The sequence below is a fragment of the Pseudomonas sp. FSL R10-1350 genome (assembly GCF_009600525.1).
GTDB classification, from domain to species: domain Bacteria; phylum Pseudomonadota; class Gammaproteobacteria; order Pseudomonadales; family Pseudomonadaceae; genus Aquipseudomonas; species Aquipseudomonas helleri.
The window spans coordinates 86,770-105,457 of record NZ_WIVR01000005.1 but is presented as its reverse complement, the minus strand read 5'-3'; the positions used below and the strand labels follow the sequence as shown (position 1 = coordinate 105,457).

General features: G+C 56.8%; 21 protein-coding genes. All 21 read right to left on the bottom strand.

Translation table 11 applies throughout. From position 1 onward, the window contains the following. Nucleotides 1–14: 14 nt before the first annotated feature. The 21 genes from GHO25_RS26080 to GHO25_RS04085 all read right to left on the bottom strand — a co-directional run bounded on the left by GHO25_RS26080 (nucleotide 15) and on the right by GHO25_RS04085 (nucleotide 18,003). Nucleotides 15–287: a DUF3077 domain-containing protein gene (locus GHO25_RS26080; protein WP_178109976.1), complete on the bottom strand. Its 273-nt coding sequence runs from the start codon at nucleotides 285–287 to the stop codon at nucleotides 15–17. A 401-nt stretch (nucleotides 288–688) separates the two neighbouring features. Continuing rightward, nucleotides 689–1,603, bottom strand: a complete 915-nt coding sequence (locus tag GHO25_RS04180) for a hypothetical protein (protein WP_153389988.1) — start codon at nucleotides 1,601–1,603, stop codon at nucleotides 689–691. Between the two features lie 2 nt (nucleotides 1,604–1,605). Further along, nucleotides 1,606–1,866 carry an XRE family transcriptional regulator gene (locus GHO25_RS04175; protein WP_153389987.1) on the bottom strand — a complete coding sequence of 87 codons (261 nt, stop codon included), beginning with the start codon at nucleotides 1,864–1,866 and terminating at the stop codon, nucleotides 1,606–1,608. 38 nt (nucleotides 1,867–1,904) lie between these two features. Further along, complete coding sequence (locus GHO25_RS04170) at nucleotides 1,905–2,198, bottom strand: hypothetical protein (protein WP_153389986.1); 294 nt, start codon at nucleotides 2,196–2,198, stop codon at nucleotides 1,905–1,907. After that, nucleotides 2,195–5,116 carry a conjugative transfer ATPase gene (locus GHO25_RS04165; RefSeq protein ID WP_153389985.1) on the bottom strand — a complete coding sequence of 974 codons (2,922 nt, stop codon included), beginning with the start codon at nucleotides 5,114–5,116 and terminating at the stop codon, nucleotides 2,195–2,197. The genes GHO25_RS04170 and GHO25_RS04165 overlap by 4 nt, the downstream gene beginning before the upstream one ends. Next, the gene (locus GHO25_RS04160; protein ID WP_153389984.1) at nucleotides 5,116–5,547 is read right to left on the bottom strand and encodes a TIGR03751 family conjugal transfer lipoprotein; all 432 of its coding nucleotides are present in this window, start codon (nucleotides 5,545–5,547) and stop codon (nucleotides 5,116–5,118) included. Before GHO25_RS04160 ends, GHO25_RS04165 begins: the two co-directional genes overlap by 1 nt. Continuing rightward, nucleotides 5,525–7,003, bottom strand: coding sequence for a TIGR03752 family integrating conjugative element protein (locus tag GHO25_RS04155; protein WP_153389983.1), 1,479 nt, complete (start codon nucleotides 7,001–7,003; stop codon nucleotides 5,525–5,527). The genes GHO25_RS04160 and GHO25_RS04155 overlap by 23 nt, the downstream gene beginning before the upstream one ends. After that, entirely contained in the window at nucleotides 6,993–7,871 is an 879-nt protein-coding gene (locus GHO25_RS04150) for a TIGR03749 family integrating conjugative element protein (RefSeq protein WP_153389982.1), read from the bottom strand. Before GHO25_RS04150 ends, GHO25_RS04155 begins: the two co-directional genes overlap by 11 nt. Next, complete coding sequence (locus GHO25_RS04145; protein ID WP_153389981.1) at nucleotides 7,868–8,521, bottom strand: PFL_4703 family integrating conjugative element protein; 654 nt, start codon at nucleotides 8,519–8,521, stop codon at nucleotides 7,868–7,870. The genes GHO25_RS04150 and GHO25_RS04145 overlap by 4 nt, the downstream gene beginning before the upstream one ends. Then, on the bottom strand, nucleotides 8,518–8,898 hold the full coding sequence (locus GHO25_RS04140) for a TIGR03750 family conjugal transfer protein (RefSeq protein ID WP_153389980.1): 381 nt from the start codon (nucleotides 8,896–8,898) through the stop codon (nucleotides 8,518–8,520). Before GHO25_RS04140 ends, GHO25_RS04145 begins: the two co-directional genes overlap by 4 nt. A gap of 12 nt (nucleotides 8,899–8,910) precedes the next feature. Further along, nucleotides 8,911–9,249: a TIGR03745 family integrating conjugative element membrane protein gene (locus GHO25_RS04135; protein WP_153389979.1), complete on the bottom strand. Its 339-nt coding sequence runs from the start codon at nucleotides 9,247–9,249 to the stop codon at nucleotides 8,911–8,913. A gap of 18 nt (nucleotides 9,250–9,267) precedes the next feature. Next, nucleotides 9,268–9,507 carry a TIGR03758 family integrating conjugative element protein gene (locus GHO25_RS04130; protein ID WP_123749957.1) on the bottom strand — a complete coding sequence of 80 codons (240 nt, stop codon included), beginning with the start codon at nucleotides 9,505–9,507 and terminating at the stop codon, nucleotides 9,268–9,270. Beyond that, the gene (locus GHO25_RS04125) at nucleotides 9,504–9,818 is read right to left on the bottom strand and encodes an RAQPRD family integrative conjugative element protein (RefSeq protein ID WP_372240922.1); all 315 of its coding nucleotides are present in this window, start codon (nucleotides 9,816–9,818) and stop codon (nucleotides 9,504–9,506) included. Before GHO25_RS04125 ends, GHO25_RS04130 begins: the two co-directional genes overlap by 4 nt. Before the next feature lie 222 nt (nucleotides 9,819–10,040). Next, entirely contained in the window at nucleotides 10,041–10,697 is a 657-nt protein-coding gene (locus GHO25_RS04120; RefSeq protein ID WP_153389978.1) for a DUF2931 family protein, read from the bottom strand. After that, nucleotides 10,694–12,319 (bottom strand): DUF2235 domain-containing protein, encoded by a 1,626-nt coding sequence (locus GHO25_RS04115; RefSeq protein WP_153389977.1) that lies wholly within the window; start codon nucleotides 12,317–12,319, stop codon nucleotides 10,694–10,696. The genes GHO25_RS04120 and GHO25_RS04115 overlap by 4 nt, the downstream gene beginning before the upstream one ends. Nucleotides 12,320–12,540: 221 nt before the next feature. Further along, nucleotides 12,541–13,296: a TIGR03747 family integrating conjugative element membrane protein gene (locus GHO25_RS04110; RefSeq protein WP_153389976.1), complete on the bottom strand. Its 756-nt coding sequence runs from the start codon at nucleotides 13,294–13,296 to the stop codon at nucleotides 12,541–12,543. A 12-nt stretch (nucleotides 13,297–13,308) separates the two neighbouring features. Continuing rightward, nucleotides 13,309–15,486 (bottom strand): type IV conjugative transfer system coupling protein TraD, encoded by a 2,178-nt coding sequence (gene traD, locus GHO25_RS04105; protein ID WP_153389975.1) that lies wholly within the window; start codon nucleotides 15,484–15,486, stop codon nucleotides 13,309–13,311. Between the two features lie 14 nt (nucleotides 15,487–15,500). Next, entirely contained in the window at nucleotides 15,501–16,001 is a 501-nt protein-coding gene (locus tag GHO25_RS04100; protein WP_153389974.1) for an integrating conjugative element protein, read from the bottom strand. After that, nucleotides 15,998–16,555 (bottom strand): lytic transglycosylase domain-containing protein, encoded by a 558-nt coding sequence (locus GHO25_RS04095; protein ID WP_153389973.1) that lies wholly within the window; start codon nucleotides 16,553–16,555, stop codon nucleotides 15,998–16,000. The genes GHO25_RS04100 and GHO25_RS04095 overlap by 4 nt, the downstream gene beginning before the upstream one ends. Next, complete coding sequence (locus GHO25_RS04090; RefSeq protein ID WP_153390018.1) at nucleotides 16,540–17,229, bottom strand: TIGR03759 family integrating conjugative element protein; 690 nt, start codon at nucleotides 17,227–17,229, stop codon at nucleotides 16,540–16,542. Before GHO25_RS04090 ends, GHO25_RS04095 begins: the two co-directional genes overlap by 16 nt. A gap of 90 nt (nucleotides 17,230–17,319) precedes the next feature. After that, complete coding sequence (locus GHO25_RS04085) at nucleotides 17,320–18,003, bottom strand: methyl-accepting chemotaxis protein (RefSeq protein WP_153389972.1); 684 nt, start codon at nucleotides 18,001–18,003, stop codon at nucleotides 17,320–17,322. Nucleotides 18,004–18,688 lie beyond the last annotated feature (685 nt).

The window sequence follows — 18,688 nt, the reverse complement described above, 5'->3', positions numbered from 1 at the left end:
CTAAACCCATACCGCTACGGTACGTCTTGCAGCCCCAAGGTCACGTCGTCAATGATCGCTTTCGCCATCTCGCTGAGGTAGTGCGACGCCCAGCGCATGGTGTCGTGGCCATCGTCCATGGCGCCCAGGTACGAGAGCGTGTTGACGCAGTTCAACAGCAAAGAGGCATGCTGCAGGGCTTCTTCACCTGAGACTCCGGCAATGACACTGAACAGGCGCTGGTTCTCTGCGTTGCAGGTGCCAAAGGTGGCGCCGCCAACGGTTTTGATCAGAGGTGAGACATTCATAGGGCACCTCGTTTTGCATCGAGGAGTTGAACGTTGGGCAGGGCGACAGTTCGCGTCTGGCATTTTTTGAGCGGATTGAGAGCGTGCATCTGGCATTACTCCTGTATGTGAGGAGCTGCCACGGTTCGCCGTCAAACGAATTAAAGGTGGCAGCTGTGCGCAGGTTGACGGACCGGGCATACAGGACCCCGGCAGACCCGAAGGTCTCCCACGCACAGCCGCCATAAACAGATAAGCGGGCACAAAAAAGCGCCTGCTATCGCAATGGTGGGCGCTGTGCGCCTGTATGTGCTCGGGCCGTCAAACCCGTTCGCTGATGTGCAGCGACGTCGAAAGGGTAACGCTGGGGTACTTAAAGTGCAACCGCGTATGGGTGTGCAACTCCAAGCCAATGCCGCCACCTACGATTTACCACCCAGAATTTTTTGGGCCATGGCAACCAGCTCATTTTTACGAGGGCGATAAGCTCGGTCTTCTGACACGTTAATAAGCGCCAGGAAGTGGTCGGGATCAAAGGTGATCACCTGCTCATACAGCTCCACGTTGACTTTTTTGCGCTGGGTGAAAACGACCATTTTCATGGTCTCGGTGATTACATTGTCGGTACTGGTGATGGTGTGGTGGATGTAGCTCACATTGATGTTCAGGAAGTCTTTATCGTTTCTCGGTCTTAAGACGCCTTTCTGGCCACCCTCGGCATCTATCTGCGCTTCAGGCAGGTGTTCACGCAATGCCTTCAGCAGAGCTGGATTGTTATGAACCCGCTGCCGGGTGATGGATTTGGCATTGGCCATGTAGGCGAAAATCCACGGGACGTTGAGCAGGGTCGCGGCTTTGTAGAGATGCCCTTGATGATCGCGGTAACTGTTCAACATACGTTCGGCAAAGGCGTTGCCGATTTTTATCCCTGTCGATTCTTCGATCATGTAAATCACTTGGTCAAAGTGATTGATCAGCAGATTTAAAATACTGATAGCGATCTTAGAGCCCGGCGTTCTCCGGCCATCGCGGTCAGGATTGCGGTCGGGGTTGGAGTAAGGGCAAAACTCATACGACTCATGATCGTATTCGGCCAGGTAAGTCACTGACTTTGAGTAGTGCTTGGCGTAGGGATCTGGTGTATGGGCCAGCTTTTTGTAGAGGCCGAGGATCTGGATAGGATTCTCGCAGGCCGGGCACACCGCAAAGTGTAATGACCCTTTCCCGGGCTTGCCTGCCTGGTAGTAGGGTGCTTCTTTCAGTGTGTCGCGCTCAAAGTTTGTCACCGTAATTTTTGTATGGGTTGTTTGGCCCACCTTGGTTTTATACACATCCATCTTCAGATCCTCAGCTTGAGTTCGTAGCGCTGATGCAATTGCACCCACCATTCGACGGGCAGCGTGGGAACGCCTCCATGGTGTTCTGCGAGCTGCAGGCACTGCAACAGGGTGGTAAGTGGCAATGAAAACTCGTGATGAGCGTCTTTAAGCGCAAAAAACATCTCTTCTTCGCACGTGGGGCAGGCTGATTTATCAGGGGTTTCAGCGTTTTTTTGAACGATCGAATTCAAGCATTGAGTCGGGTTTTTGGGGCCTTTCATGGGGCTTTCTCCTGAACGCTATTTGGTTAAAAACTATTTCAAACCGAAGCATCGCCGCGCGCGCCCACCAAACCATGTCTGCTCAGCGCTTCAAACAACGCGATCTGCGCGCCTGATGCTTGCGGATGCTCTCTCAGCCAACTTTCAAGCACGGCCCGTAATTGGCCTTGAATATCGCGACGGTCAACGGCCCGGTTGAGTACTTCCTGCAATTGTTCGATCAGCACGGGGGCGCAGACTTCGAGGGTGTGCAAAGCGTCTTCACCCGGTTGTTGAAGCAACTGTGTGAGGCTTTCGATCAAGTTCTGGGTCAGGGTGTTGAGTGTTCTCATACCGGAGGCTCCAAGGCCGTGGTGGGGGCGGGGAAGGTGATGCTGTGAGGTTCGATGCCGCGCAGCCGGTCGATGCGGGCGGCAATGTGGATTGCGGCGTCCAGTTCATTGAGCCCAAGGCTTTGCATCACGTCGTAGCGTTCTTTCTTTTCTTCGGGCTCGGTCATGGCCAGCGCTAAATAGAGGCTGGGCGGCACCGCGCGGAACAGCACTTCCATGCTTTTGGACAGGAGTACGCCCTCGGTGTATTTGCCGCTCTCCTTGCGTGCCGACAGCATCAGGGCTTTTTGCGCGGGACTCAGTTCGCGGAATTTGGAGATTTTTTCCACTTCATCCGGCGGCATGTTCAGGCAGATCCACCACTCGATCATGTTCAGCATCGGTGCGGCCGCAGGCGGCAGGTCATCGACGTTCTGGGTGGCCAGCCAGAACCAGGCGCCCAGCTTTCGCCACATTTTGGTGATCTTGACCACGTAGGGTGAGAGCAGCGGGTTTTTAGTGATGATGTGGCCCTCATCCGTCAGTTTGACGATGGGGCGGCCTTTGTATTGGTCGCGCTCGGCCAGGTTGTTGATGGTGTTGAGCAGCGAGATGTAAGCGATCGACAGTTGCGCGTTGTAGCCCTCGCGCGCATAGGTCGCCAAGTCGACAATGGTGATGTCGGCCTCGGGCCAGGGTGTCCCTTCGCGGTTGAAAATGTCGCCATCGGCGCCCATGCAAAACAGGTCCATGGACTCGGCCATTTCTTGCATGCGATTGCGCCGGGTTTCAGGTGAGTCTTCAACCTGTGCGGCGGCTTTGAGTGCGTCGCGAATGTCTTGGGTCAGCACCGAACGGCCAGCATGGGCGCAGGTTTTGGCCGCCGCCAGAATGCTGTGGCGGATGGCGCTGCGGTCGGCGCGGGTCAGGCGTTCTTCTTCCTTGGGCTCGCCGCCGGTAATCATCAGGCGAGCAGCGATTTCCAGTTCGCCCAGAATGTCGCGTTGCTCATCCTGGCTGCTGGTGTGGGCGTCAGACGACTCGACATCGTCAGGTGCCAATACCTTGATCGGGTCTGAGCTTTGCACCAGACGTATGGCATCAGCAAAGGGCGCCAGGCTGACCCCGGAACCCGGACTCAGCTTTACCCGATTCACCGTCAGCCCCAGGCGCTTGGCCAGATCGCCGATAAGCCCGAAGCTGTTACCGGCTTCGACAATAAACAAGCGCGGGCGGTACATCGCAATCAGTTGGCTGATGAGGCTGCACAAGGTCGCTGATTTACCGGCGCCGGTTGGGCCGAACACGAACAGATGGGCGTTCATTTGCCGATCGAGCTTGTTCAGCGGGTCAAAGGTCAGCGGAGCGCCGCCCCGATTGAAAAAGGCCAGGCCGGGATGGCCGGTACCGGTGGCGCGCCCCCACACAGGGGCCAGATTGGCAATGTGCTGGGCGAACATCAGTTGCGTGTACCAGTCCAGCGCGCGGCGTTGGTTGGGGTCGAAATTGCCGGGCAGCCAGCGCAAATAGGTGTTCAGCGGTGCCACCTCATCGCGGGGTTCAACCGGCTCCATGCCGGCGCCCAGCAGGGCGGTGCTGAGCTGCAGGCTGCGCTCTTGCAGTTGTGCGTGGTCGCGACCGCGCAGGTAGAACGCCACGGTGCCCCGGTAGAGCTTGTGTTTACGGCCAAGTAATTGGCGGGCGGTGCCTACATCCTCACGGGTCATGATGGAGGCTTGTGTGTCGCCCACGGCTTTGCGCGAGAGTTTTTCCAGATGACTTTCCAGCGTGTCCTGCGGCGTGATCACCAAGGTCATGCACAGAATGGTGTCCTCCGGCATTTTGTCGAACAGGGCGTTCAGTGCATCGCCGCCCTTGCGGGTTTCGCCGGTGAGGTGCCCGGTCTTTGGGGCATCGCGCAAACGATCGAGGATGATCACGCGGTGGGGCATGCCGTCGAAGTACCACAAGCCCTTGTCGGTATCGGACAGCGGCTCGCGATAGAACAGGTTTTGCGAGAAGTCGGTGCCGCTGGCCAGCGGCAATTCGTCTTCCGTCAATCCGGGCACGGGTTGGCAGACCATGTCGAAAAAACGACGAATATCAGCATCGCTGGGCCCCAGATGGTCAGGGCGAGGGTTGAACCAGTGAATCAGCCAGTGGCGGATCGCGTGTGCATCCATACGATGGCTTTGAATGCCCGCGTTGGCCAAGCCGCCCGTCAGGCGATCGCAGATGATTTTGAGATACGGGCCGGGTGCTTGGCCGCGCACGTCTGTATCTGCGCCTTGAATTCGGCGATACACCACCAGCCGCACGCGGCGTTGCTGGCCTCTCCAGGGCAGCATGCTGACCGTGGTGTCTTCGAACAGGCCACCGGGTTTGGAGATGGCGTCCAGGTGTTGTTGCATCAACTGCAGATAAAGATCGGTGAATGCCATGCCCTTGGCGCGCGGGCGAACATAGTCGTGCAGTTGTTGTAAATAATCGTCCCAGTTGGTTTCGTCCTGAGCGTAGAGCTGGACGACCCATGGCGAGGTTTCCAGCTCGTCAAAAGAGTCCTGCAGCGCGTTTTCCAGCGCATCACGGACTTTGCGCAGCCATTGCGGGTCGCGGCCCTCGGTGCCGATTGGGGTTAACTCGAAGAACGCGGCGCGAGAGACGCCGTCTTCCAGCAGCATGGCTTTTTCTGCGGGCAAGTAGTCCACCCAGGGCAGCAGGTCGACGAAGGAGTCATTGACCTCGTACAGCTTGGCCACGTCGGCGGTGGTGGCCGGTGTTTGCTTGGGGTTGCGCCAGTCGTCCGGCGAAGGAATGCCCGCTGCGGCGAGGCGCTCGAAGTAGCGTGCAGTTGCGGCTTCGCAGGCCTCGGAGGTGTTGGCATCGTTAAGGTCAAGCTCTGAGCCTTGGCGCGCTTTAAAACGTTCCCAAAGTCCCATCAATAGTCCTCCGTCCGTTCGCCGGGCATGGCGTATTGCACCCGCTGATACAGCGGGAACACGGTGGAATAGCCTGGAATGGGCGCCGGGTCGGAGCCGGCCAGGTGGGGGAAGACATACATCACCAAATCAGGGTTCGGCAGGCGCTTGAACTGGCTGTAGATCTCGTTTTGAACGGAACGGGTGAAGCGGGATGTGTCTGCCGGGTTAGCCTCCAGAGGTCTGCGCAGGCTTTGTCGGGCATCGGTCAATAGTCGGCCCGTGGTGCTGGTGCTTGATCCGCTGGTGCCTTGTTCCCACACGTCCATCATAGTGTTGTCGCCATGGGGCAGCAGCTCGTCCTTGCTGGTGGAGCAGGCTGAGACGAGCAGGGTAAAGGCAAGGCCAATTCCCCATTTCAACGAGATGTTAATCAAGCGCAGTCGAGACATGGCGGGCTCCTGAGCGATAGTCGACCTTGCGGCCCTTGAGTTCATAATCGAGGGTCAATTGCTGGTCCAGGTGCACCGCGACCTTGGCACCGGGCTGTACGTACACGGCGGCAAACGCTTGCCCGTAGAGTTTGTTGACCCAGCCGGAAACGTCGCTGACGCCTTGGCCGATGATCTTGCTCATCGCCTCACTGCCCGATATCCCGACGGTGCCGACCGTCCCGGTTTGAGGGTTCACAAATGAGCTGGTGTTGCCGTCCGACTTGATGAGGGAGGCGGCCCCGGCACCTGCAGCAGTGATCAATACCTGTGAGCCGATGTACTGCGAGGCGTTGCTTTTGCGTTCGCCGCTGATGCAGGGAATGCCATAGGCATCGCTGATCCAGCCCAAGCCGCCCTGAATACTGCTCTGGCTGCTGTTATTACTGTTCTGGTTGCCTGTCGCTTCATCTTGCGGTGCCGGCAATGTGCGCACGGTGCCGTCGTTGAACACAAAGGTCAGGCTTTTGATTTGCCCGCGTACGCAGGACAACGTCCAATCGCCTGAGGCTGTGCCGCTGGCCACCGCACCGGCCACGTCGGGCAGGTCGATACCATTGGCGGTGAGGTTATCCGGGCCGATCAACACCTTGAACGGGTAGGGGTCGTTGACCGTGCCATCGATGGGCACCCGGCCGATCAAGGCAGACATGGCCACCGAGCCCATCAGGGTTGAGTTTTGCGGCAGGGTGTAGACCTTACGCACGTGTTTACGGGCGTCTTGCGATGAGGGCTCGCCCGTCACGGCTTGGGCCCCGGCGTTTAATGCGTGTTGGCCCCGGTCCAGGGTTTCGCCAAATGAAGTCGGAAAGCTGAAACCATTGGCTTTCTGGTTTGAGCCTGCAGCAATGGGTTTGCCATTGAGGTCCACGGGCGTTGCGTCTTGCGGATCAATCCAGACCACGTCTAACCCCGGTGCGCCTTGATAGGCTTGGCCATCACCCGGATGGACACCGAAGCCGATCGGCAAATCAGAAGCAGAACTGCTGGCATCCGGTTTTTTACTCAGGGTGTTGTATTGCTGTTGCAGGGTGTCAAAGAAGGTTTGGTTTTGCCGCTGCGACTCCTGCTTCAGAACTTCCTGCGCATTTTGCAGTTTGGTTTCGACTTTTTTATCGATGTTTTGCAGGAGTTTTTGCAGCTCCAGATTTTGCTGGTTGAGTGAGTCATTGTTCTTCAATGCATTGCTGACCTGGTCTTTGAGTTGTCGGCTTTCGGCAACAATCGTGCGCAGCGTGTCGCCAGGCGTATCACCGTCGACGCCAAGTTTCTTGGCCTCGCCCGGATTAAGCGTGAGCGTGCCGGCGCCTTGATCACCCGGTTGAGAACCACCGCCGCTGGCCAGCTTGGCCAGGACAATAACCGCCAGAATCGCGAACGGAATGACCAGAAACTTGATCAGCGGATTATTCTTCATGGCGCGCTCCTTTCGGATCGATCTGACCGAGGGTGACGGGCAACAACGATTCGGCCAAGCCATGGCCACGGGTCACCAGGTATACCGTTGTGGTGTCACTGGCATTGCCCTTGGCACCCAGATAGGGATGCTGAAAAGTGGCGGTGACGAAATCGCCCATCAGGTCACGCGGGTCGAGCGCCAAATGCTGGGTGCTGGTGTTGCGCAGCTTCACGGCGGTCACCCAGAACTCGTCGAGCCGCCAAGCCCCCAAGGTTGAGGCTTCAACGGGTAAAACGGGAAGTAGGGTAGTGAGGTCCAGCTGACGTTTGAGGTTGACCTGGGCAATGCCTGCCACCGGCTCAACGGTGCGCAAAGGCGTGTAGAGCATCTGGGCGGCATAGCGCGTCATGACCACGGGCAGTGGGGTTTCGCGCGGGGCAGGTGGCGAGTGTTCTTCGGTGTTCTGCGCGGCGGCGTGAGTTATTTCGGGCCGGGAGCTGGCCTGTGCATAACGCTTGGCCGGAGTTTCACCGGCCACAATCTTCATCGGTTCCAGTGCGGGCTGGTCTGGCTGGCCTGTCGTCGCGATGATGTCCACCAGCATGATTTCACCGGTGGTCATGTCCTGCAGTTGCAGGCGGGTCGGTTCAATAGGCTCTTTGGCCAGTAAGTACAGGGTGCCACCGGTACTTTGTACGCGTAGCTTGTCGACCAGATGACGGGGCAGGCCCACCCGAACGTTTTGATCGACAAAGACAATGCGCTCCTGGCTGACGATTAACGGCAAGGCCAGCGGGATACGTTCCCAGCGCTGGATTTCAACCGCATGGCTGAACCCACTGAAACTCCCCAGCAAGATGGCCATTAGCAGCAAGCGCTTCATCATTGGCCTCCGGTTTGAGTGGTATTTTCGGTCACCTCGATCCGCTGCGGATTGCCGCTGTAGCAGTCCCATGCGAGTCCGAAGGGGTTGGTTTCAGGGTCAATGTCTGAGCGAATGATGTGCAGCGGGTATCGCGCAAAAGCCCGCTTGACCCGCTCGCCGCCGTAATGCTCATCGGCGGTGATGGCCAGGTTCACGGTCCAGTCATTAAGGGTGTTCTGCTGCACATGGGGTTCTTTCTTGTCATCGATCCCGCGCCCGGGAATTTCGAAAACCCCGCGCTCGCGTTTGCGTAATTCGCCACTGTTGCGGCGTAGTTCAAAATCTTTCTGAAGGTAGGCTTTGCAACTCGGTGTCAGATAACCGCCCAGGCGCACAATGTTGTCTGCGTAATCGGTCTCTCCGTCTGTGGGCCAACGGTTCATCTGCTGAAAGATGTACAGCCCGAAGGCATACACTGACTCCGGCGGTATGTCCCACCACAGTCGTGTGCTGCCAGAGCGAAGGTCGGGGGGGACGTGGATGGTCAGGTCGCGAGGCGCGCTCTGCCAGCCATAAGCCATGTACAGCCCGAGCGCGATCAGCAGGCTAATGATCAGGCGCAGGCTGACGATATGGGCCCGTTGAGCATCCACGCGTTTGCGATACGTCATTTGACCTCCGAGCGATGGCACGTCCAGGCACCTGTGCGCGTGATCAAGCGAGCGTTGCTCCAGGCAGGGACATGCCGGACGAGTGCCAATTGCATCTGACGGTAAACCCACGTGTCCGGGCGCCCACGTTTCATGCGCCGCAGTACCCGGCTGGCAATGCCCAGGCCGAGCACCGCACCGAGCATGGCTCCGGCAATGATCAACGCCCAGATTTGCGTCAAGAGCGCGGCGGGAATTCCCACCACCAGCCCGGCCGCGATGCTGAGCACTAACGTGGTCCACATCTCATCGGCGGTCAGGCCGCCCATGATCACGGGCTGGCTGTTCAGCCTGCCGGGCAGGAACACTAACGTGCCGTCATCTAAAAGCTCGGTCATGGCCCGTACCTGTTAAAGAATGGCGGTGGCCTTGGTCACCAGGAAGATGGCCACACCCAGAATCGCCACCCCGACAGCGGCGGTCCCCCCGAGGTCCATCCACTTTTTCTTGCCGAGTTGAATCTCGTGATAAGTGCCGAAGGCATGCCAGGCAACGCCGCAAAAAATCACCGCGCAGATGATCAGGCCCAGCAGAAGAAAGCCGTCATAGGCGTAGTTCTGCATCGTCTGAATCATGTTGACGCCCTCGCCACGCGAAGGCGGTTGAGCTGCAGGCAGACCAGCTATGGCTAATGAGGGCAGGGCGATTGCACCCATTGCTATGTAGGGCGCTGTAGAGAGACGAAGCATGTCCTAACTCCAATACGGTCAACTGAGAACAAAAATGGTGAGAATCATGCAGAGCAAAATGATGCGAGCCGCCGACGGCGCCGCAATAGAGCGATCCAGATTCCCCGTGGCCCAACCCCGGTAGCAGCTCCACAAAGCCCAGGCTCCCCACAGAAAACTGATCGCCACGGTGAAACCAACGAACAACAAATAGCTGGTGGATGCCGGAAACCCACCCGCAGCCTGAAAGGCCGCTGCCTGAGCGCCGCTCATGCTCATGGCTTGCGCCCCTCTGCCGAGTAACTCCCTGAAAGCTCAACTGGATCGCGTGGCTGGGCACGGCTGGGCGTCAGATAGTTTTCAAGGCCGTGGCGGATACGCTCGATGTCAGCAGCCAAACGCGGATAGTCAAAGAAGTAGCGCTGGCCCGGCTCGTCAGCCACTTGGGCACTGCGCCGAGCGGTGTCTTCCAGAGCGTTGAGCTGGCGAATCATGATGGCTAGGTTGGAGTGTTCAGAGGCAGAGGTCGCCAAAGCATGAGCGATCGGCAGGCCGCACCCGCAAGCTGCGATGAGGCCTGTCAGCAAAATGCGGCAGATGAGAAATGTAGGGCGCGGAAACTGGATCACGGCTGATCTCTGGTAATTCGTGTTGCAGCCAGAGTGCCGATTTCAGTCAGGTGCGTGCCGCAAGAAAAGCATATTCAGAGCGGTAGGGATTTCTTCGCAGGGGAATGCTTCAGTTCTTTGTTCTGGGTGAGTCGTTTGAAATGCAACACTATGGGTATTGGCCACGCAGCGCTTCAAGAGGCATTACCAACTGCCATACGGGATGCCATAGCGTTCGACATAACGTTTCGAAGGTTCTTCTTGCGGACGGTATTTTCCATTTGATTTGCCTTGGTACGGGCCCAACGGCTCAATCTCTGCTTGGGCGTTGGAGACCAAGACCCTGCCCAAGCAGTTGTCCTTCACCCAAGCCTTGATAACGCCTCCTGGCGCCACGCCAATTATTGCCAATGCCGAGTAGTTCGCTGCATCATTTGGCCAGTCAGGGCAACGACGCGCAGTGGAGCCGCGCATGATGCTTCGGGCGTTTTCAGGAATTTCGATCCAGCCTTTATAGGTTTTCTGCTCAACGACGGATTGCCAACGCACGAAGATACGTTTGGGCAAATCAGCACCCGTAATAGGGTAAAAGTTACCTCCTATAGTGCCCCAACCCCGGGCGTATTCTCTGCCCAGCCCTGGGTCACCAGACCCAAGCGACCCTCCAGGCCCTCTGAACCATCGACCTTTCATATCCTCGACAGTGATCTGCTCAACCCAGCCAGACATATAAGAAGGGCCAATGTAATCAAGATTCCAAGAATCGTCCTTGGGGTCGTTTGCACCCGACAGTGGGTCGCGGCTGCAGCCGAGGATTATCAAAAAAACCAACAGTGCGCCTGAGATTCTTAAGTGTTTCATAACTGCCACCGGGGTACATGAACATGCGGGTGGCGAACACGAACGCCGTCCTCCATAGGGGAGTTGAGGTACAGCAGCGTGATGGTTCTACCTTTGGCATTACCCCAAGGGTGGTTCCAGTGAGCCGAGGTATGGATATAGCGGCGCCGCAGCAATGTGTCTTCGGCGGGGCTAATGCTGTAATCACCTGCAATGAACTTGTCGCATAACGGCTGGAGTTCAGTTGGGAGGGCAAAGTCAGAATCACTCGGATCAAGGTCTAGAAATGGCACTTTCTTAGCCGTTGCCAGCGTGTGCATCACCCGCAAGTACACCCTTGATAGCTCCCCCCTTACGTGACGTCTGATCTGTAAACCTGCATAAACCCTTTTACTTTCGGGCGTCATCCAGTCTTGGTTGTCGTAGGGAAGGCGCTCGGCTTCAGGGGTCACAATGTGCAGCATATCTTCAGGCCAACCTTCGGCGACCCAGCGGGCTTTTGCCTCCATAGCATCGCGGTAAATGGATGTCTCCAGGATGTTCTGGTCAATTGGCACATCTAGAGTCTGCATGGGTGTCAGCATTAGTGTTTCTTGCGACTGAGGCAGATAACCGCCACCGATGTCCGAGTGCACCCCTGGCAGGTTGATTTCCAGATGGTCCGGGCCGACCTCACTTAAGGCAAAGTTAAAGCGTTTCTCGTCTCTGGCGGTTAATTGCACTACGTTTTGTATAGCGTTTGGATTTAAATAAAGTTCCAACCGAGGGATGTGACGACTGCTTAAATTACCCAGGTTATCCCATCCGACAATTGAGGCAACGGTGTCAAACAACCCGACAAATCCCATATCGATACAGCTGGAGTTGGGAACAAAAGAGTGGCTGAATTTGAGTTTTGTTCTGCGAAGTGATTCGCCCAAGAAACCATTTGAGCCCTTGGTAACATGATTGGCGAAATGTCGAGCAGCAGCGGCTCCCCGACTAAAACCAAAAATATCGAAGGTTATGAATCTGAGTTCAGCATCCGGGTGTTTTTGATATAAATCATTCATTACGGCAAGGATTTTCTGAAACGCTTGGCCAACACGCTCCTCAACGCCTGTCCCGCCGCGTCCTGCTCCAGAACCCAACAAGCTGTCTTTCTCTGCAACCTGGGTGCCTATACCTTCGAGATAGAGTTTGCGGTAGGCGTTTTTATGTTTATCGTGACCTGCCAGCTCGAGGCTTGGGGTGTACAACCTAAACAACTTGGCCACGTTGCTTAGATCATTCCCATAGCTTATCTCAGAGTCGGCCATGTAGGGCTTACAGCTACCGTCCAGATCTTCAGCTCGTACGGGATGGTGGGCACCGCAGCGTATACCGTCGAAGACGTTGCTGGCGTTGTTGCCGGTGCCGTCGAAGAACACACCGATGCGCAGGCTCAGATCGAATTTTTTGGCGCGCTCTTCCTGTTGTTGCTGCTCGTAGTACTCGAAACCTTTTTGGTAGCGGGCTGCATCGGCTTGCGCAATATGATCGTAGCTGCGGTGTTCAGCCTCTTGATCGGCCAGTTCTTTGGCGGTCATGTCGTCGAGATATTTATGACCTCCCTCACCCCCCACATGGCGCCAGATTTTATTGGGTACGTCTTCATTCGCCATCTGAGTACTTTCGCTTTTCAAAAGCGTGAACTTTATGTGGCTGAGGCGAACATGGATGTAGGAGGGATCAGGTAGATAGCGAAGGAAAAAATCGTTATTTGCGTAGGTGCTGAAGGGTGCGGTCTTTTGAAAAACGGTTGTGTCATTGATGCCTGTTTACCGGAGATATCCGCTTGTTCGGTTCGCAGCAGGAGAAGGTGGTTGTGCTCAACGGGATTGAGTTAAAGATACTTTTTGAAGCTTGAGACGGTGATATAGACGGACACGCCTAATAAAACCGCACAAGGCCCCAAAATCAGCAACGGACTGACACTCACGGGCAGCGCCAGATAAACCGTCCACGGCACTACCGTCAGCGGAACAATCGTTGCCCGGGCCTTGTGGTACAGGTAACTCGATTCACGGCCTGAGCCAAATTTGCGCAAATCCCGCCGCACCAACCCGTCGACTAATCCGGTAAACCCAGCCAGTACAAACAACGGAATGGTCAGTGTCAGGATGACGATCCGTACGCAGAATGTGAGCACGGTGTAGAGCGCGGCCAGGCCGTAGTCTTGCAGTTTGATCATCACTCGGCCGATTTCGTAGCGCAGATCGAAGTTCGCGATCTGTTGGGGTGAGGCATTGCGGGTGTATTGGGTCAGTGCGTTGAGGGTGTCCTGCAGGCCGGTTTTGATCATCAGCCAGTCGTAGACGGTATGGGCTAGCAAAGTGGCAGTTCGCCCGGGTTCTTTGATGACGATGCTGTTGAGCATGTCTTGTGACAGCCAGCCCAGTTCATGCTCAAACATTTGCTGAGCATGTCTCCAGCCCACCTCGGGCCAGAAGAAATACAGGCACAGCCATTCGACAAGGATGGCGGCCAGTAGTGAGCCGAACATCACACCCAGGAAGTGAAAGGGAGCGGAGAGCAGGATGCCGAGAAAGGTTTTCTGGCCTTCCTGCTGCTGTTGGGCTCTCTCGGCGATGTCAGCCATGGTTTAACGCCCTCAGGCTTGATCGCTGGGTTTTTCGTGGGTGATGTGCTGAAAGTTGTCCATCAAGTCATCTGGAAGCGACTCGCTCAGTACGTGATACCCCGGTGCTTGCCACCACTCGCTGTTGCCGTTCGCACCCTTGCGCATGCCTTCAGCCAGCGCCTGGAGGTCTTTGGGCATGACTTCATCGGGATCGCTTGCGGGTAACGGCATGCGAATTTTCCACAGGTTGCCGCCTTCAATCAGTGCAAAGCATTGCCCTTTGGGCAGGCTCACAACATGCGCCGGTTCGATCATCGGCACGCTGACGCTTTGGATCTGGTCGTGGGTGGTGGAGGTGAAGGCAGCCTTACCGGCGATTGCATCGTTGGCGCTGCTGGCGGTGGTGCTGGTGAACACCTGAACCTTGGGTAATTGGTTGGTCAGCAGCTCTGCCGTGGCGGTTTCGCGCACTCGCAGCATAAAGAGGTTGTTGAAGTTACCGATGACTTGGCCAGCCTTGGCGCGGCTGCCGATTTTGGCTTCAATGTCGCTCATGGTCTGGGTGTAAGCGGTTACTTGCATGCCTGCGCCGCCGCCTTTGTTGATCATGGGGATGAACTCGTCGCCCATCAGTTCGTTGAATTCGTCGGCATGCACGTTGATCGCGACCTTGCCGCTGGTGGCGCCGGGCAAGCCGTCATCGATGCCGAATTTGTAGATGTGGCCGGCAACGGACACCAGGTCGCTGAACATCGAGTTGCCGACGGCGGCAGCGACTTCGGTATCGGACAAGGCATCAAGGCCCACGTACACCACTGCGCGTTTTCGGATGACTTGCATCCAGTCAAAGATCGGCCGTGGGTCATTGAGGTCCATGTAGTCCGGTGAGAGCAGTTCGGCGATGCGTCCGGTGGTGAGTTTTTCCAGCAGGGGCAGCAGGCTGGCGACGATCTTGTCGAAGTAGGTTTTGTCATAGCGTACGGCTGAGCGCAGGCCGTCCATGACGGGGTCCGACAGGCGTTGTTGGGTGAGGTAGATGTCGAGTGCGACCACGCGCAGCGGGCGATCTTTCATGGCGAAGCTGAGGTTTTTACGATCGATCTTGCCTTCAATTTCGACAATGGTTTGCCAGGCTTTGGGGTCATGCTCTGCGAAGTAGCTCTTGGCGTACTCCTCGAACAGCGCGTCGATGTTGATCACATGTTTGAGGATTTGCTCGTAGTCGGGTCGACGGCCGAGGGCGACCAAGGCGCGGGCGATGATATTGACGAACCGCCAGGCAAACTCGCGAAATGCTGCAGAGTTGCCTTCCCCTGATAACTGCCCGGCAATTCGGGTTGCGACTTCGGAGATCCGGCCGAAACGGCCTACGGCGTTATAGCGGGCCGAGTAATCTGGCCAGCCCAGATGGAACACATAGAACTCGTCGAGTCGGCCAGCGCGTTTGCATTCGATGTACATGCGCTTTAACAGGTCGGCGTCGCCCTTGGGGTCGAAGACAATCACCACCTCGCGATCGAGGTTTTGCTGGGCAGGGACCTTTGCCTTTGAAGGCCGGGTTCGCCGAATATCCTGGGTGATAAACAGCTCGGCCAAGCGCGTTTTGCCCACGCGTGTGGTGCCCAATACCAAGGAATGACCCACCCGTTCACCCAAGGGCAGGCTGACATCGCCCTCGTGCGGCTCTATGCCGTGTAAGCGGGGCAGGCCGCCAACTGGAGGCAGCGGGCGCACCGGGTTGAGTGCGATGTTTAACGCCGTGGCCTTGGCCAGCAGCTTGAGTGGAAAGGGCGCAAACTCCAATCGCTCCTCGATGCGGCGAGCCCACTGATACAGCGCAGTGGGTTCGACATACTCAGCGTACTTGGGCAGATAGGTATCCATCAGCCGCTGGGTATGTTTTTGCGTCCAGCGAAAGCCTTTGCCGATGAACAGGCGTTCGTTGCTGACCGGCATGTCTTTGCTGGTCATGGTGTAGTGCGGCAGGCGGCGGATGTTGCGTCGATACCTCAGCACCACAAGTGCCTGTTGCAGGCGAACAAAGCCCAAACCTGAAAACCCGGCTGCTGCGACCATGCCGAACAGCGGTGTCAGGGCAAATGCCCACGGCGCGAATACACACAGCAAGGCAGCGATCACGCACACAAGCACGGTGTAGAGCTCAACAGCGGGCCGCAGCAGCGATTCAATGGTAAAGGTGCTGGCCATGGTTTATGCCCTGGTTACTGTTGTAGCGTGGTGGCGGTGATAAGCAGCGGGTAATGGCGGATCCCTAGGCGTTGAGCCAGGTCATCTGCTTGAACCGGGGCAATTTGAAGGCCCGCGGCCCAGCGTTGAACTTCAGCCAGGCGTTCTGCGCTGGCCACGTTGGTGACCAGCCCAACAGCATTCAACGCCTGAAGTTGTTGGCGACGCTGCAGCAACCACGCTTTTGATTGCTCGTCGTCACCCACCAAAAACATGGGTTGAAGCCCTGGCGCGTTGATCACTCGACCTTGTTCCTGGCCCGGAGAAAGTAAGGCTGAACGTACGGGAAACGCTCCAGCATCCCGAATCCCGATTGAAGGGGGCGATGGCACACGATCGGAGGGTTCTGGTACCAGGTCCTGGTAGTAGGGCAGGGCTGAAACACCGCCACGGTCCTCCACCACAATCAATGAGCTGGCGTGCAGTGTCTGGCACAGGCCGGTGATTAAAAGTAAGAGAGCAAAGCGTCGATTCATGGGGTTGTCGCCATCAGGTTGATGCCGGTGACACGGCTGAGGTGTTTGGCAAAATCACGGCGATAGCGGGCAGCGGGCTTACCCCCGGCCGGGCGGTGATAGCGTCCGGCAGCAGTGATCCAGTCGCCACCTTTGGATTTTTGCTCCGCCAGAATCTGGGCCGTGACCGAAAGGTTTTTGTACGGATCAAGCCCTTCGCACGGCGAGCTATAACGATGGCCATTCGCGCCAATATTGGTTTGGCCCAACCCCACGTCGACCCGGTGGGGGCCAGCCGTATTGATCGCTGTAATCAAGGCTGTGCAGGCATCGCTGCGGGTTGCAAAGCGATAGCCAGCCCCCGCGACATTCAGTGTCCAGGGCCATGGCACGAGTTGCCCCCTTAAACGGGTGCCGCTTTCCTGCAGGGCAACGGAGTACAGCACCTCGGACGGAACCCCTGCCGGCAACGCAATCAGTTGATACGCCGGTGGTGGTACTTCGGCGCTGAGTGCATTGACTGAACTCAGCAGCAGACCGCAGAACAGCAGTGCGCGAGCTACTGACGTTGCCATTGACCATTCACCTTACGTACTACAGCTGGAAGCGCCCCGTTCAATCCAAGGCCCTGCCATCGACCCTCATCGTGATTGAGGGTTATTTGCCGGTTACGCACACTGCTGGCGTCGACTCCCGCGAGAATGGCCCAACGCCGGATTTTTTCGTCATCTCCCTGACTGCCAACGTAGTAAAGGTCAAAGGGTTGCCTCTGTGCTTGAAGGCTTCTGACGCGGGCGATGCAGGGCGTGCAGTCGTCTTCAACAAAGAGTGCCAATCGACCCCCGCTTTCCAGCATTGAAGGGCTGCTGCTCATCGGTGATGCGGGGCTGGAAGAGAGCTGGATGATCTTTTCATCCGGGTACATGCGTTTAAAGGCCTGGTCATAGGCCTGCTGGTAGGCCAGTTCCTTATCAACCCGCTGGCGCTCGGCCTTAACCTGCAACTCGGCATAGCGCTGACGATCTTCAGCCGACTCGGCTTCAACGCCTAACGCTGTGAGCGGATCCAGCCCCGGAGAGTAAATACCGCGTGGGCCAGCCATCACCGTCTGGTAATGTCGCCACTCATCGGCCGTCAGCCCCCATTCACGTGCCAACTCAACCTGGGTTGATTCACGGGCAGGGCTGATAGCTTCAACGACATCTTTTTGCGTGGTCGCAACCGTTGCAGCATTAGCGCATTGAGACATGACCGATACAGCCAGGCCTGAAAGCACTAGCCCTGCAATTGCCAACCTGTAGGGATTGGAGTGCGTTTTTGAATGCGTCACTGTGACCTCCTAAGGCGAAACAGTCAGGATTTTAGGGAGTCCAGCCACATCGAAATGGGCCAATTGCTGGTCCAGCGCCTTGAGCCGCCAAGCCGTGCCAGCAACCCCATCACCGGGCCGGATCAGATTGACCTGACTCAACTGCGTGCTCTCCTGCGGAGCAACCGACAAAAAGCGCTCGCCACCGCGATATTCGATGCCAATCACCGTGAAGGGTGGTGGGTGGGGTGGGGGAGGTTTCTTGCGCGGGGAGGGTTTGGCTGGTGGCGCAACTTGCGGCAATGACGCTTGAGATTTGCTCAATTCTTCGAGCTTGCCATCGATCAGTTCGATACTCGCCTTGAGCTGCAGCACCTGCTGCTCGGCAGCCATCAGACTGCGTGAGAGCTCCTCAGTCGATCCCGCCGCTTGTTTGGCATATGCCTGAACAGCATCAATGCGATTGGACAGCGCTTGCTGACTGGAGCGGAAGTCATCGTTGGACACAAGGTGTTTACCGTCCACGGTATCCAGCCGCTCATCCACCTTGGCCAGGCGTATCAGCAACGCATCAAGTGAATCCTTGTCGGCGGTGGCTGCCAGGCTGTTGGTCAGCTTGGTGAGATGGTGGTGCTCATAGCCCAGTGTGCCTGCCAGAAGGGTCAGGCACAGGCTGAGAATCAGCGTGGTACGGGTAGGGCGTGGAAGGTTCATGGGCGGCCTCGCGTGAGAACGAGGACAGGGTGTCAGGAGGGTTGTGGTGGGGCACCAGGAAATAGATTTTTGGGGCGAATTGCTTTTATGGTCCTGAGCCGTATTTTGAGATATCCGTACTTAAACTTTTGAAGTACGTCACCTGCCCCATATGTGGATAGCACAATGTGCAAGACTGAAGCAGATATAGTCTTCGTCTATCACATGCTGATCCAAAGACAGTTCAGCTAAGGCGATTTCTAAGCTGATTAGCTATGTAATCATTGTTTTCAATAGAGACGGCCGAAAGCTGTCAGCACTATTTGGGGCTGATTGACATGCGTTTGAGCCGCAACTAGTTCCCCGAAATATAGTTACAGATGGCTAGGATCCGGGGGGAGGTATCCCTCCCCTCGTCAACCTAGGAAGAAAATCTATCTAAAAGACCACCAGCAATAAATGCTAGCGCCCAAAGATTTATTTCCACCTGTACTACTTTTGTCCGCAACTTAAACATGGCAATAGCCCGGCTAAGTGCTGACAGCGCTGCCAACTTTTTAAGGGTTGGTTATTTATAAAGCGCCTTGCCGGGCGCTTGCTTTTGGTTTACCGCGAATAGCCGCAAGCATCAGCTCAAGTGTTTGAGGTGTCCGCTCGGCATCCACCGGGAACCGGCTCATTCACCATCACCTTAAGCGGCCTGACT